The organism is Candidatus Dependentiae bacterium, from assembly GCA_018266175.1.
Taxonomy (GTDB): domain Bacteria; phylum Babelota; class Babeliae; order Babelales; family RVW-14; genus JAFEAY01.
The window spans coordinates 16398-31517 of record JAFEAY010000027.1 but is presented as its reverse complement, the minus strand read 5'-3'; the positions used below and the strand labels follow the sequence as shown (position 1 = coordinate 31517).

Here is a 15120-nt window from a genome sequence, read left to right as displayed (position 1 = left end):
GAATTAGTTTTTAATTGTTTGCATTATTGATTTAAGATCGAATGATGTGCCTTTCTTTCGCGGCTCCTCCTCAGTGCTTTTCAGCGGCTGATTCTTAGTGCTCTCAGATACATCAAGCGTCGGTGTTAACTCGTTTGCGCCGAACAGAACGGCAGAATTTTCATAGAGCTTTATCTCGGTAACGGCCCAGAAATAGCCCTTAGCTTCAATCAGATCCTGGTTGATAACTTTACCGGAATACTTCTTCCATGCGTCATGCTCAACCCCATAATCAGGATCGTTAATACACAGCTCTATCTTCACATACATCAGGGCAATAGAGTGCTGTTTTACATGGCCTTTTTTGTACATCAGGAATACCTTTTCATTGTAGGCTTCCTGCACGTCGCTTTCCATGATGAGGCATTGTGTAGATCCGGCTTCTTTAAGGCCCAAGTCTTTTAACAGTACCTCCTCGGCATAAAGGGCTTGCACATCACCAACAATAGCCTCAATACTGTGATTATGGTCAAAGATGTGAGGGATCATACCTTTGCGCTCCTTCATGGATTTGTTCCAGCAGTCAGGAAACAATACATCCATAGCGCTATCACACCAAAGAGCGGCATTACATACCACTTTCACACGCAGCGAACCGATATCATCAGGCAGATCATTGGCAGTAGCAGCCTTTATTGTCTTATCTTCCTTTACGGTAAATAGCGCAGGCGCATAGCTAACAGGCTCACAACATTTTAAAATGCCTTTCTTCTGAGCGATAAGGAGTGCCTTATGCTCAATAAGGAAGTCAAACAGCTGTTTGCCCTTCAGATTATCTGGTATGATGATCCTTTTCATCTTTGGTTACGATTTTGTTGCCCTTTATAGCCGCCTGCTTTTCTGCAATAGATGCCTGAAGGGCTTCTTTGTCTACAGCGGGCTTAGTTATTTTGGTTTTGGTCTTGTGCATTGTTACCGTCATTTGCGTTACCACTACTATTTCCACCACCCTTCACGCTGATTATGGCTTTTACCATAGCCTGTTCTTCGGGTGTCATTTCAAATATTCGTTTCGTGTAAAGCGGTATGTTAGTAGCCTCTAATCCAGATGCCACTATCCAATCATCCAGTGTTATGATACCATGCTGAAAGCGAACACGGTTTGTTTCATTGTTACGCCAATCCACATCAGATTTCTCTTTCTTGTTCTCCTGTAGATCTTCTACGTGGTCGAAAGAAGGATACAGATAGTAACCTTCATCGTTAAGCTTCAGGATGGTGGAGAACAACACAGCCAACTGCATCGCTTCAGGTATCGCCACATTAGTAAACAGGCCGCGCTTTGCTTGCTTCTGGTTCTCATACGTAGCGCCTTCAGATCTCGGCTTTAGTTCACGAGGTACACGCAACGCTGCATATATTGCATCTGAGGAAGCATCTGTTTCGGTAAATGGTTCCAGCTCTTGGATACTCAGGCCAGTTCTTATAAAATCTACGGGTAGCGATGTGATAGCGATCGGGCTTTTACCGTGCTTTAGCCCGTAGGTGTTATGATAATCTTTAAGCAGCTCTTCTTTCTCGGTCTTGGTTAACGCCATCAATCCTGATGCGTCTCCTTTCTTACTGACTAAAAAGCCTAACGAGCCACGTTTCACATAGATGACATTCCTTGCCTCATATACCGCCATGAGGTTACTCATAGGGTAGTGACAGGCGATCAAAGGACTCACACCTTCAAGGAAATCAGCCGCAATACCGTTTTCGTACACCGCAGGGTTAATGTCTACAAAAGCATCATGCAGGATATTTTCTGGAGCTATCTTCAGCCTATCACGTCCTGCCTGAAAGTCATAATACTCCACCAGATCAGACGCGCCGGTAGCTTGCAGGTAATTAGGCCGGTTGGGCTTAATGCGTGTGGTAGTGTATTGTGGTGGTAGTAGCCATAAGTTTACCACATTAGCCATTTTGACAGTTAGCGTCTCCGGTACATAAGCGTAGATATAGCGATTGCCCGTTACGTATTTGTACACGATAGCATTATACACCAACTTCTTCCAGTCCTGTTTCCAGTTTGGCTTGTTGTATAGCTGGTTCCAGACCTTGTTGTCATATACGACCTCATCATCTTTGATACGGCGCAACTGCCATTCGGCAGCACATACCGCTCCGGCTATGGTGTCGATAGGGGCAAAGACTTCAGGTATACTTTCAAAGAGCTTTATCATGTTCGCTGCGGCATAGCCACCGGACAGGCAGGATATGTACTTACCCAGATCCTGTTTCCAGGCATTCTGGCTTTCCAGTTGTTTGTAACCCCACGAAATGTTAAAAGGTCCTATGCGCATTCGATATCAGGTATTCACCCGATACAAAAGTGAAATCTTAAAAAAGGGCTGGCAAATTGCTATAGACGCACTACCAGAGATGGGAAAATGTAGACTTGAAAAAAGCCCCTAATTGCGCCAGAACATCCGGTCCGTCATCATGCGGGTTCTTTCCCTCTTTGCGATAATTGGTAACGTTATTGATAAAAGCTGTATACTGCTTATTGCCTCTGTATTCAGGATTAAAGTATACGTTGTGCTTTACCCAGGAGCTCATCGCTAATATGCGGGTTTCTTTAGCAGTATAAGGCTTGATGATCCTTACTTCACATTCCGGCATCCGCTCGTTTATATCCTTCCTGATATCCTTGCCGGCAATAACCCAGCCACTGTTACCCTCGACTTCAACAAAATCAGCTTTGTTGCCGGTAGCCATATCAACAGTTGCAGGGATATTCACGTCGGTACCATCATTGTTGAAAATCACTTCTGTGATGTAAACCTTATTGCCTATGAGCAGACATTTCAAAGCGGCGTAGAAGTCGCCGCCCTTATCAGCAGGATCGACAGGTATGTACAGATATTCGGCTTTGGCTGTAGCAATAGCGGAAGGCTCATAGAATTTTAACTCGTTCAAAGGGAACAGCAGTCCTTCCGAAGCTGCCCCCCAATCACCTTTAGCAATCGCATCTAAAAGCTTTGTATCTCCACCGGAAGCGAGAACCAACTGTTTATAATACTCTTCCTGGTTGATGAAATAGTTATCAGAGTAATTAGCAAAAATCTTCTGTATATCAATGCCATCAAGGATATCGATCTTTGCCTTTTCACCAACATACAGCTCGGGGAAAAAGTACTTTAATACCCAATGGTTAGGCATCACCGGCGCTGTGTTGAAGGAGCCAATGAATTGCGTTATTGCTTTTGTTGTCCTGAGCCTTGGGAAGAGTAACTGAAAATCTCCTTGTTTCTCACCGTCGCCATCCTCAAACTGATCAAACTCTTCACACCAAATATGCGTCGGGTCTTTGATAGATTTTAACTTATCAGGCTTATCAGAGCCAAACGGGATAAATTTATTACCGTTGACGCACTGGATAATCATGGTCGATGTTGGTGCAGGGCTATAGCTGAAATACTGCTGCAATCCGTGATCTTCTATGCGTTCATACAGCGTTTCGAAGCAGGAGCCCCTTACAGTATCAAAGATCTTTCTGCCGTAGTAGCATTTAAAGTACTTATCGTTAAGGGCTTGATTGATAAGGTTATCAGCGATGTCCACCGATTTACCGGAACCATATCCACCATAAAGGAGCTTGATACGTGCACGGCTGTTCCAGAAAGGAAAGAAGATATCATTTACAGGAACGGCCCCGCATTGCTTGAGCAGGGCCTTATCTTCTTCGGTGAATTTTATCCACTCACTTGCCTTTACCGGGTGCAGTTCTTGCATTACTCCTCGCTATCTCTAAAAGTTTTGCGAATTGTTCTTCGTTCACCCCGCCTGTATTCACGTTGCCGCTATGCTGCACTTTCTCTGTAAACATACCCAGGTGTTTGCCTATTAGCTCTAAGGCCCTGTTAGCACCTGTACTGTCAAACTGCCATTCTCCTGTTTCCTTCATGCACTTTGCTTCAGGATCCCATACCATTACGGGCTCACCCTGCTGACAGCGGGTAGCGACATTGATCAGTGAGCTTACTACGTATTCAGAATCTATGAGAATATTCTTGCTGCGTTCATCCATCAATTCCTTGATACGCGTACGTATGACAGGTTTCGACAATATCTCAGAGGCAATACGGTTCGCAGTCTTTTCGCTATATCCCGCCCTTATCGCTGCCTGTGTGCCATTCAGGTCTTTCAGATATTCCTTACAAAAAATCTCTTGTTTGTCTTTTAAAGCCCCCATGCTATACCTCCGTTTTAGGTTCTTCAGAAACTGTCCAGGTTTTGATCGGCGTATTGGACACCGACACTTTACCCCAGGCTCCGCAACTATTGCAAAGACGTTTCACATCCGCGTCTGCTTCGTTCTGGGTATCTTCCTGCTTGCTATAATACCCGTTGCCCCCGCATTTCGCATCTACGATCGTGCGTGCGTCGAATATGATCGGGTTATCAGGATCTGTTACATCGTTAACCCCTGAGTTAATCAGTGCTTCAAGGTCCGCTTTGATAGACGCCGCTGTTGTAGCTTCTGTACTACCTACAGGGTAAGCATCGATTATCTCCTGCAAATGCAGCGGACGAATGAAAATCTTATTTGGATTAGTAAATCCCATACAACAAAAGTAGATTAGCTATTTACCCCGGAAAAGTTGTTATAGACGCACATTACGTTTTTCAGAAAAAGTTGTTCGGTATCCAGTACTGTTGTACAGAAATCCATATCTACATCCATCCGATTAGCCGTGATCTTGTAATATTTTCTAACGCTCTTATGATCTTTATGCCCCACGGCCAAACCAATATCCCCTACTTTCAGTAATTCAAAACGGATGGGGTATTTGACCGACAGGTAACACACGATCTGCTTTGCGATCGCTATTTTTGTGGGGCATCGACGGCTTATCCCCCATCGCTTGCTTTGCCATTTGGCGTTTCCTATATCCTCAGGGGTTACATTTTGCATAGTGGCTACAGTCTCAATAATCGTTCTCAGTAATTTGTTCTTATCCATGTTGTTGTGTTTTGGTTTTATGCTGCTACCGCGTTCCGGTACTTCTGTATTCTCGCTTTTACTGCCTGCATTAAGGCTTCCTGGCCTCCTGATTTTAAGTCTTGTGATTTGATAACATCCTGGTCCATCGTGTTCATCGCTATAAGCCGATAGTTTCGAACTGTAAAAACTTGTCCCTGCCTGTCTAGTCGGGTTACAAACTGCTGATATAGCTCTAGGCTCCATATTTGGCTATACCAGATCAGTACGTGGCCACCATATTGCAGGTTTAATCCGTGTCCAACACTCGCGGGATGCGCCAGCAGGATACGGATCTTGCCCTCATTCCACCGACGTTTGGTCTCATCCCCTTTAAAGGTTTCGGCACCGTATTTAGCTAGCCGCTTTTTTAGCCTTTCTAATTCGTGCTCATACCAGTAGGCGATCAGTATCGTTTCATTCGGATTGTCTTCAATCAATTCTTCCAGTGCGTCCAGCTTTTCATCATGCACAATATGATATCCGTCATCTTTATAGATCGCGCCGCCGGCAAACTGTAGTAGCTTGTTAGTTAGAGCCCCTGCATTTACTGCTGATATGTGCTCCAGGTCGCCTAAAGCCAATATTTGCGTACGTTCAAAATCGTTATACAACTTCTGCGTTACCGGACTCAGATGCACAGGAACATCGATGTCCATTCGTTCCGGTAAGTTTAACCAGTCCTTGGCCTTCATGCTGATGCAGATATCCCCTATTTTCTCATAGATCTCTTTCACGTAAATATCTTCACCTAACAACTTGTCTTCTTTCTTTATCACGTAGTCATACACCACATGGCCGTTTCGTCTGTTTGGCTTAAAATACTTATCCCTATAGCTGCCGATAGTTTTACCCAATCTTTCACCCATATCCAACAGATACATGGGCGCCCAGAGATCTAACAAACTGTTGGGGGCGGGTGTGCCCGTCAGGCCGACGATACGTTTCACTTTAGGCCTTACCTGCCTCATGGCTTTAAACCTCGCAGACTTAGGTGACTTAAAGCTAGACAGCTCGTCCAGTACTACCATATCAAACGGCCACGCTCCGCCATAATAAGCTACCAGCCATACCAGGTTTTCCCGGTTGATCACATAGATGTCTGCCTGTTGCTGTAATGCGTGCTTGCGTTCCTTTTCACTACCAAGCACTAAAGACAATTTCAGATGCTTCAGATGGTCCCATTTCTCGATCTCTTCTTTCCATGTGCTTTCGGCTACTCGTTTAGGCGCTACAACTAAAACCTTATCCACTTCCAGCCGGTTGTATTTCAATTCATCTATGCCAGTGAGTGTTGATACAGTTTTACCTAAACCCATTTCAAGAAACAAACCTGCTGCGGGGTTATCTATCAGATGCTTTGTTGCAAAATCCTGGTATTGGTGCGGTGTGTATCGCATTACAGACAGTTTAAAAATTCGGTTAATTGGTCATTGGTGCTTATAACAGAAACAGAAAATCCCAACTTCCGCAATTCTGCTATCACCAGTTTCTGCCGCTCAGAAGGTGTTCTGCCTTCGGTCTTCAGTTCTACAAACCTTGCCTTACCTCCGGGCATCAGTACAATCCTGTCAGGCACACCTGTATAAGCCGGGCTTACGAACTTCAAAGCCAAACCGCCTTTTTCCTTTACGCGGTCTCTCAGCTTTTTCTCTAGATATTTTTCCTGGTTGTTCATTGTTATTTTTTATAGGCTGTAAACGCGAAACACGATAAACACGAATTTCTTACATACGCGTATACGTGCGTTTAGGCGGTTACGTACACACATTTTACTCTCTAATTCATACTTATTTACTAAATAGCGATTTTCGTGTTTATCGTGTTTACACATGAGTTAAATTATTGATTGTCAATTATTATACTGTAAACACAATTACTTTTCGTGTTTATTTTTCGTGTTTATCGTGTTTACATTTATGGAAAATCGTGTTTACACTTTTAAGACTTCGTGTTTACACTATTTTGGCACTTTTTCGTCCTGATTCTCTACGCGGTAATAGGCTCTTTGAGGTCCATAAAACTTAAATCTCCTGTTGCTTTTTGCTCTCGCCCACCCCTCCATATTCTGCATGATCTCATGGATGTATTTGGTGTTATTAACAGTCATATCCTTGCTATCCCCGCGCAATAATTCACACCATATTTCTGCAACACATACCTGTCCACGCATCCTTATACCTTCTGCCTGCAGATCGTCACCAGCCATAAAAGCACGACGTTCATATAGCGTCATATCCTCCCAGTTATCAGGCACCAGCATATCCAAATAACGTTGTATGGCGCCTACGCGCTCATCTTTCTCGCTATGATCCTGCTGAATGCTAAACGCTTCTGCTTCCAGCTTCTCATCAAGAAATAAAGGCTCACCTGCTTTATATAGTGCTACCGCCTCAGCCCATAGCTGGCTAACCTCTTTGGGGGTTAAATCGGTAAATACATTTTTTACAGGCTCCTGTACCAAAGTGTCTACGGGCCAGAAACGACGGTTACCGGTAGGATCCCGCAGAAAGTCACGGTTATTGGTAGTAGCGAAGAACACGCATTGCCGGGGGAAATTCTCTATACGTCTGCCATAGGCTACACGATAACGGTCTTCCTGCTTGCTGATAAAATGCTTCACTGTCTCCAGGTCCGCTTTACGCAACCCGGCCAACTCACCTATCTCTACCAGCCATACACCCTGAATCTGTTCAAAAGCTTCTTTACCTTGTATGCTGCCAAAGGAGTCTGAATACCAATCCTTACCCAGCTTCTTAATAATGGAGCTCTTACCAATGCCCTGTTTACCTACCAGTGTTAGCACATAATCATACTTGATGCCCGGCTTGTAGATACGGGCAACTGCTGCGACAAGGGCTTTACGGGTCACTGCTTTTACATAATCCGAACTATCAGCCCCGAGGTAATCTATCAGCAAAGTATCGAGCCTATGCAGGCCGTCCCATTGCAGGCCATCCAGGTAATCACGCACAGGGTGGAAGCTATTACGCATCATCACCATGTCAATAGCATCTTTCACCTTCTGGATACCTGAAACGCTGTAGGCTGTCTCTATGTAGTGACGGATACCGGCGTCATCCTTATCGGTCATGTACTTTGTTACCGGTGTGATCTTACGCCATGGCAGGTTCTTAAGAAATACCTCCCGTTGTTCAAATGTGTTCAATGCCAGTTTACCCTTTAGCACCCCATCATTTTCAAGGATCAGCACAATGTTATTTATCGTGCTGCGGAAATTACCTTTCTTGTCAACATCCAATTTTGCTAGCCACTCATCAGATACCGGTTCTTCTGTTTCATCCTCAACAGTTATAAAATCTTGGTGAGCTTCTGCAAGGCGCTCCGCGCCTAATAGTTTACGCACTTCAGGGTCTTTAGCGGCAAACTCCACCATAGCCGTGTAAGATGGCAGTTTATTACCCGGCGTACCTTCGCGGGCGTCTTCATCTTTCAGGCCGTATTTGTGCAGGCGTACCAGGTCAAAGGAATTACACAGCTTACCGCTTACAGGGTCTGTGCCATGATGCGAGTAAGCATATTTGTGTTCATAAATAACTAACCCCGCGGAGGTGCTGCCATGCTTGTATGTATAACGGCCCTCCACTGCACAGGGTGTATATTCATCAGCAAGGAAGGTCTCAATTGCTTCTTCTATGGAGTATGTACGGCAGAAAGCACCGATAACACCTGATTTCTCCAACGGGTCGCCCTGTTTCTTAATAGCGTTCTGGATGATCGTGTTGTATTTCTCACTCACAGGCCACTCGCTGCTATCCCTCCAGTTATGGTAGGTCTTCAGCAAGGCATCGGCAGATATCCAGGGGCCATCCTGGTATTCAAAGAAATACTCACCGTCCTTTGAGGTAGACGGCCAGTACATCAGGCGAGAAGGCTCGAAGGTAGTATGGTCGAAATACTCGATACCAAGATCGCCGGCAATGCGCCTGCTGATAGCTACATATTCATCAGGCTGTACAGCCCTGTCCAATGGCAGGATCAAACGTAAACGAGGGTTTACAGATGTATGTTTATGCGTAGAATAGACCACCGCTGCGCAATCATATAGCAACATAAAATCATCCCAGATACCCGGACGTGCGAAGTCTATATCCAGCGTTACCAGCTGGCGGTGTAACACATTGCCCTGCTTACGCCTGCCACTGCTCAGGTAACCACCCACAAAGCCGCCGATATCTTTGATCTCGTCCTGGCGCTGCTTCTTTGATGCAACATACTCAGCATGTGTCTCCGCGGTATAATGGGTAGTACTCAGCTTATCTATAAGCTCAGACCAGAGGGTTTCTTTGTTCTTCCAATGCAGCTCTTTGCGGCTGCGCCCGGTGGCAATATCGATCGAACCGTCGTGCGTTAATTCAATAGGCATAAGTCTCTTCTCTTATTAGGGATATGTTATAAAATCTCAGCTAAAAACCCCTCTTGTTTTAATGAAAAATTGATCTGTTGTTCTAAGTCAGATATTATACTAATGGCTTCAGGATCATTTTGTTTTACAGCTAATAGGTCATTCGTACTCATATAAATACAGACTCTACAACTAAATCTTTTTAAATAGGAGTATACTGGATGTAAGGGAATATTTTTTGTTTCTAGATATCCGAATATATCTTGATCAGACCAAGTATGTATCGGTAAATAATCCCAAACCGTTCTTTTACTATTGGTCATATTACTCCTATATAATTTTCTTTTTTTAGCCCGTGCAGGACTTTCAGATGCACGCAATCCCATGCAATTAATCACTAAAGGCCCGCAGTTGTTCCGTATCCATGTCTGTATGGGGCCTCGCTTCAAATCACTAGTACACTGCCTATGCTTCATACCAGGAAATTTTCCACGGTTTTGCACCATACTTAAAAATGTTTTATTGGGATTGCGAACAACCACTAATTCAAGACCAAAGCTCTCTACAATTGCTCTGCACCAATCTTCAGCACCTTTATGCTCCCATCCAGTATCAGCGAAAATCACATGTTTTTTAATTTGAGGGTATTTATCGCATAAATACGCAAGCATTGCGCAACTATCTTTCCCCCCTGAAAAATTAATTACTAACTCCATATATTAGTTATTACTTATACTCCCTAATACCTGCTCTATTTCGACCAACGTTTCTAAATAGTCTTTGATAGTCGTATTATCGGTCTCTGCAATGAGGTCATTAATCAATCGCTCTTTCTCGTCTATTGTCATCATCTTTAATCTTTTTTATAATACACGGTTTCATAACTATCAGCTGTTAACGGTAGATCCTTTGCCCAGGGCATTGGCTGGCTCATGATATGATTTACTTCTTCCGTGCTACCTTTACCATAAGGCATTTCCAGCACTACCTCATCATGCACATGCATCACCAGTTTATAGCCTGCGGCATCCAGCCGCAGCATTGCTTCGGCAAGACAATCGCGGGCAACAGCCTGCACGATGTTCTCTACCAGCTTACCGCCGTAAGTTTCCTGTAAGCCCCATTGCTTTGTCGTCTGGTTCATACCCATGAATACAAGCACAGGGCCATATTTACCGGGCACTAAGCGAGGTGACATATAAGCCAACCTGCGTTTACTTGGTAGCTCTATAAACAGGATATCCTTTTCGACAAAGAACCTGATACCGTGCTTTATCAATTGAGGTTCGCCACTGTCTACAGCTTCGATAGCCGCATTGCCCACAGCATCCCAGTAAGACACAATATTCCTATTGGCGTTGCGCCACATCTTTACCAGCTTTGGTAATTCCTCTTCTACCAACCCCATCTTTAAGGCTCCCATCTTAATAAGTGCATTGGGGCCACCCTGGTAACCTAATGCCAGCTCTGCCACTTTACCTTTCTGCCTTAGCGGTGAACCTTTCTTAATACTTTCTATCGGTACTTTGAACATCTGGGCGGCAGACGCTTCATAGATCTTACCGTGTGTGCGGAATACCCCTAACCGCCACACTTCACCCGCAAGCCATGCAATGACACGGGCTTCAATGGCGCTGAAGTCAGACACGATGAACCTGCTACCCTCCGGAGCTATAAACGCCGTGCGTATGAGCTGTGATAGCGTATCCGGCACATTGCCGAAGATCATCTCTACTATCTCTGCATCACCCATCAGCACCAATGATCTTGCAACGTCCAGGCTTTTAATAAAATCGTCCTCCATCCTTGGCAGGTTGTGCACTTGTATGCCACGTCCTGCAAAGCGGCCTGTACGGCCTGCGCCATAGAACTGTATCAACCCCCTAACCCGGTTATCCAGGCATATGTAATCCAGCATCGCTTCATACTTCTTAACAGAGGTCTTTGCAAGTTCCTGCCTGATCTGCAGAACCCTCTTTACATCGTCAGATCCGACTTGTTCTAATAATAAAGGCACCACTTCTTTGGTAAGGCTGGCCACGTTGCCACCTGTCTCATCACCTATCCATTGCTTTAACTGCGCAGCGCTATTCGGGTTATCCAGCCCGGTAAGCCTGATAGCTTCTTCCGTCAGCTTTGTACGCTGTACGGTGTCTATCTCAATAGCTTTGCCTATAAATACAGGATCCAGCAAAACACCTTCGTCATTAATGCGCTGGTCAAGCTCCCAAAGCTTTTTTTCCTGTGGCGGTATAGTGAAAAACGATATCTTATTACGTATGCTGCGCTCCACGACAACGTCCTGCACACAGTAGTTCCTGAAATCCTGCCACTTAGCAGGCTCATGATGTGGCAGGTTACGGTATCTCATGCCGTTGGCCTTGGTAGGCTTGCAAGGCAGTGAGAAGAATCGTATCAAAGCTTTACCGTTACCTTTCTCCTGCTCCAGCCTTAGCGCCTTGGCAACATGCTCCAAAGACATAGGCAAACCAAGCATAGCCGATTTAACCATAGTGCATTCCCACTGCTCTGCTAAAAGCGTAATGCCGAAGAAAGCAGCGATACAGGTACGTTCGAAGTTGGCGTTATGCGCTGTTTTCTTCACGTTCGGGTCTGTCAAAGCTGCTAACACATCAGCCGGCAATTGCTCACCGCTTGCAAGGTCTACCAGCTGTACAGGCTCATTGTCGAACGCATAGGCGAATAACAGTATTTCAAAATCAGGCGCTTCGACATACTTGTACACCCCGCAATTGCTCAGGTCTGTGCTGCTATAAGTTTCAATATCTATGGACAGGTTACGCATTTATCTATTTTCTCCTGCTTCCTTTTTAAGGATATCCAGGTTATAAACAATGTATTCTCTTACGCCCTGATGGGTACAGCCTTCATTCAAAAGCCAAAGCAGGTATTTAGCCGGTACTTCTATCATCGGCTTACCGATATGTCTGCCAAAAGGCATTGGCGTGTTATCCGTGATTTGCTGGCTCATAAAAGATCAATTCCTTTTAATGTGTTTTGCAATATTTCTATCAGCTTTACCGGTGGTACTTTCTGCATCAGCTCAGTTACTAGCTCCATTGTGTGCGCATCCAGCAGGTTATCGGTTTCAAATTTCAGTTCGCCTACCATGGTAGATATGTCGCTGATGCCTGCTGTATAAGCGTCGAGCCTCTCCACATCTGCACTTAAGCTTTCCAGGTCTTTTTCCAGTTCGCCATTTTTCAATTCTGCATCATCCTTCGCGTCCCAAGCGGCTTTATAGAAATCATCCATCTCATTAATCAGGCGTTTAATAGCCTCTTCGTATGTCTCGTCAAAGTCTTCATCGGTGATATCAGTCAGGGCTTTACCACTTGCCACTTTGTTGATGAAGTGCGTCAGATCAAAAGACGCATTATGATATTCACGGGGCTTTGGTTTTTCAGGCACCGTGTTTTTTTTTCTTGTACTTGTTGCCATAAAATATATTATTTGCGAACGGAGCAGGGGTCGAACCTGCGTAATCCGGGAACCCGGTGCCTAGCCACTCAGCCATCCGTCCATAAGTGCGGCGCGAAAGCCGCTACTTCTTTGTTTTAACCATTTATGCCCTCTTACCCTAAAAGATCATCGTCCTGGAAATCATCGGCAAAGTCATCTTCTGCACGCGTGATATTGCCCAGAGGTTCGCCGTCTGCAAGCTTCTGCAGGTGGTTCAGGCCTGCAGCAATGCCTTTATTACCATTAGTGTTATACGCGTAAAAGTTTACACTCGCACGGCCATAACAGCCGCTGTACATTTCATCTTTATCGATGATCGGCTGACGGTCTTTATCAACCAGCCCCGGTTTGTTCTTGCTGTTGGCGTTGATGAAATAGGCGTCTTTATAAGCAGGATCATCCGGGCGCTCTTCATCGCCATCACGCAACGGAGTTTTTAGATTTGCAGGAATCTTATTGCCAAATGTGGCCTTACCTGCTTCTGTTGCTGACTTGATAGCAGCTTTTACTTTTTCGATCGTCTCTGTATCAGACTTCGGTATGATAAGAGAAACGGAATATTTAGCGTCTGAACTGCCATCAATAGCTTTAGGTTCAAAGACATGCAGGTAACTGAATCTTACTTTACCTGTGATCACCTTAGTAGGTGCGGGAGTTGTTTGCGTACTCATTCTATTTTGTTTAAAAGTTTACAATTGTTATTCAGAGAAATCATTTGCTGCACTTTCTGCGCTGTTATACTCAGGCCGTTTATCAGACAGCGGTGCAAGCGTAGGTTTACCGGGCGGTTTAGCTACCAGGTTGTTCAGCAGATCGGAGAATATAGTTTTACCCAATACTCGCTCCATCTCAGTAATTCCGAGCGGCTCGGTCTTGCTGATATTCTCAGCCGGATAACCGGAACCGGTTAGGGTTGATAATACCAACTTAGGATCTGTGTATTTGCGGTTGCTTCTGCCTTCTACGAGTTTATAGCCCGGCCATTTCTTACCATTGTTGACGGCCTCATTCAACGCATGTTCCTGTACATCTTTCAGCCATTGGGAAAAAGTGTCTGCACGGTCAAGGATATGCGCAACTTCACCATCTTCCAGTAATGCAGGCTGTTTAAAATCATACTCAGCTAATTGCAGGTTAAAATCTGCATTCGCCTTACATACCGCCCTGGCTTTGCAAAACCTGCAATGGCTACCCGGTGCGTATTCACCTTCACCATCATAAGCCAGCTTTGCTTTGGGCTTCAGTTCCCGTTCAGACCAGTCCAGCAGTTCTGTAACATCTATCTGCCATTCGGAGATATTATCAATACGAGGCTGGAAGATGGTCATCTTCACATGCTCTACGTTGTAGAGCAGGCTATACAGATGGTAAGCGCCTAATGCGTATAGCATCATCTGCCTGTTCTCCACCGCGGTAACGGGCACACCCTTACCGTATTTCAGGTCGATGATGTTCATGACTTTATCTGCAATGATGATAGCATCACCTGTTCCAAAACCTTCAGGTACATATTCTGTCAGGTCTAATTTCTGCTCCAGGAATAACAGCGCATCTGAAGTATGGCTTTTAGCGAGGTTGAACTGTTCCAGCACATAGGCCGCATAATTCTCGCAATGATCTTGCATAGCAGCGTCGTAGTAGCTGCTTTCCTTTAGTTTACCGTGCAGCTTATTAAATGCTGCCTTGGTAACACTGCCTGTTTGATGTCTTAATAGCAATTCAGCAAGACTGTGCGCGTGTGTACCTTCTGCAGCGGCTTCACCGCTTTTGTCCGGGAACTGTTCTTCCAGCCTGGCTGACGGTGTACACGCCAGCCAGCGGGAAGCCCCAGAAGGAGATAATATTGCATGAGAGCCGGGCATATTACAGGGCGTTTGCTTTGTCAAGGAAATAGGCGAATTGCGCGGGCTTTAGTTGGGTCAGCATAGTTGCTCCACATTCGGCGAGTAATGCGGCAACGGCATCTCGTTTACCCGCCTGTATCTGTTTGGTAGCAGCCTGGCGCACTTGTTCAATCGTTACTTCATCTGCGCTTTTATCTGCCTTTGGTTCCTTCTCTGCTACGTTAGAAGTGTCAGCTGTCGCAGTTTTAGCTTCTGGCTGTTCTTTGGCAGGCTTTTCAGCTTTTGGCTTTGTTCCTGTGTTGGTTGTTTGCTGAACGGTAACTAAAGTATTACCGCCCAGGGTTTGCAGAACGGAAGCCATCTCTTGTGGTGTTTCCGCTGTTACGGTCAATGTTAGTGTCATTGTATTTTTATTTAAT

The 15120-nt window shown here is 45.1% G+C and carries 16 protein-coding genes and 1 tRNA gene; all 17 read right to left on the bottom strand.

The annotated features are described in order from the left end of the window. Nucleotides 1-3: 3 nt before the first annotated feature. The 17 genes from JST56_07215 to JST56_07135 all read right to left on the bottom strand — a co-directional run bounded on the left by JST56_07215 (nt 4) and on the right by JST56_07135 (nt 15104). Nucleotides 4-837, bottom strand: coding sequence for a hypothetical protein (locus JST56_07215; protein MBS1988747.1), 834 nt, complete (start codon nt 835-837; stop codon nt 4-6). An 83-nt stretch (nt 838-920) separates the two neighbouring features. Then, complete coding sequence (locus tag JST56_07210) at nt 921-2327, bottom strand: phage portal protein (protein ID MBS1988746.1); 1407 nt, start codon at nt 2325-2327, stop codon at nt 921-923. A gap of 70 nt (nt 2328-2397) precedes the next feature. After that, on the bottom strand, nt 2398-3759 hold the full coding sequence (gene terL / locus JST56_07205) for a phage terminase large subunit (GenBank protein MBS1988745.1): 1362 nt from the start codon (nt 3757-3759) through the stop codon (nt 2398-2400). Continuing rightward, nucleotides 3728-4219 carry a terminase small subunit gene (locus JST56_07200; GenBank protein MBS1988744.1) on the bottom strand — a complete coding sequence of 164 codons (492 nt, stop codon included), beginning with the start codon at nt 4217-4219 and terminating at the stop codon, nt 3728-3730. Before JST56_07200 ends, terL begins: the two co-directional genes overlap by 32 nt. Before the next feature lies 1 nt (nt 4220). Beyond that, on the bottom strand, nt 4221-4592 hold the full coding sequence (locus JST56_07195) for a hypothetical protein (protein ID MBS1988743.1): 372 nt from the start codon (nt 4590-4592) through the stop codon (nt 4221-4223). 14 nt (nt 4593-4606) lie between these two features. Continuing rightward, the gene (locus JST56_07190) at nt 4607-4990 is read right to left on the bottom strand and encodes a hypothetical protein (protein ID MBS1988742.1); all 384 of its coding nucleotides are present in this window, start codon (nt 4988-4990) and stop codon (nt 4607-4609) included. A 17-nt stretch (nt 4991-5007) separates the two neighbouring features. Further along, complete coding sequence (locus JST56_07185) at nt 5008-6408, bottom strand: DEAD/DEAH box helicase (GenBank protein ID MBS1988741.1); 1401 nt, start codon at nt 6406-6408, stop codon at nt 5008-5010. After that, nucleotides 6408-6686 carry a VRR-NUC domain-containing protein gene (locus JST56_07180; GenBank protein ID MBS1988740.1) on the bottom strand — a complete coding sequence of 93 codons (279 nt, stop codon included), beginning with the start codon at nt 6684-6686 and terminating at the stop codon, nt 6408-6410. The genes JST56_07185 and JST56_07180 overlap by 1 nt, the downstream gene beginning before the upstream one ends. 282 nt (nt 6687-6968) lie before the next feature. After that, a complete protein-coding gene (locus JST56_07175) occupies nt 6969-9395 on the bottom strand; it encodes a hypothetical protein (GenBank protein MBS1988739.1) in 2427 nt (808 codons plus the stop codon). A gap of 26 nt (nt 9396-9421) precedes the next feature. Beyond that, nucleotides 9422-10090, bottom strand: a complete 669-nt coding sequence (locus JST56_07170) for a phosphoadenosine phosphosulfate reductase family protein (GenBank protein MBS1988738.1) — start codon at nt 10088-10090, stop codon at nt 9422-9424. Nucleotides 10091-10227: 137 nt separating this feature from the next. Beyond that, nucleotides 10228-12180 (bottom strand): DNA polymerase, encoded by a 1953-nt coding sequence (locus JST56_07165; protein MBS1988737.1) that lies wholly within the window; start codon nt 12178-12180, stop codon nt 10228-10230. Then, a complete protein-coding gene (locus JST56_07160; GenBank protein MBS1988736.1) occupies nt 12181-12366 on the bottom strand; it encodes a DUF3820 family protein in 186 nt (61 codons plus the stop codon). After that, the gene (locus JST56_07155) at nt 12363-12836 is read right to left on the bottom strand and encodes a hypothetical protein (protein ID MBS1988735.1); all 474 of its coding nucleotides are present in this window, start codon (nt 12834-12836) and stop codon (nt 12363-12365) included. The genes JST56_07160 and JST56_07155 overlap by 4 nt, the downstream gene beginning before the upstream one ends. Nucleotides 12837-12851: 15 nt before the next feature. Then, nucleotides 12852-12918 (bottom strand) — tRNA-OTHER (locus tag JST56_07150). 52 nt (nt 12919-12970) lie between these two features. Next, a complete protein-coding gene (locus JST56_07145; GenBank protein ID MBS1988734.1) occupies nt 12971-13528 on the bottom strand; it encodes a DUF2815 family protein in 558 nt (185 codons plus the stop codon). 27 nt (nt 13529-13555) lie between these two features. Continuing rightward, nucleotides 13556-14719: a DUF2800 domain-containing protein gene (locus tag JST56_07140; protein MBS1988733.1), complete on the bottom strand. Its 1164-nt coding sequence runs from the start codon at nt 14717-14719 to the stop codon at nt 13556-13558. A 1-nt stretch (nt 14720) separates the two neighbouring features. Beyond that, the gene (locus JST56_07135; GenBank protein MBS1988732.1) at nt 14721-15104 is read right to left on the bottom strand and encodes a hypothetical protein; all 384 of its coding nucleotides are present in this window, start codon (nt 15102-15104) and stop codon (nt 14721-14723) included. Nucleotides 15105-15120: the final 16 nt, after the last annotated feature.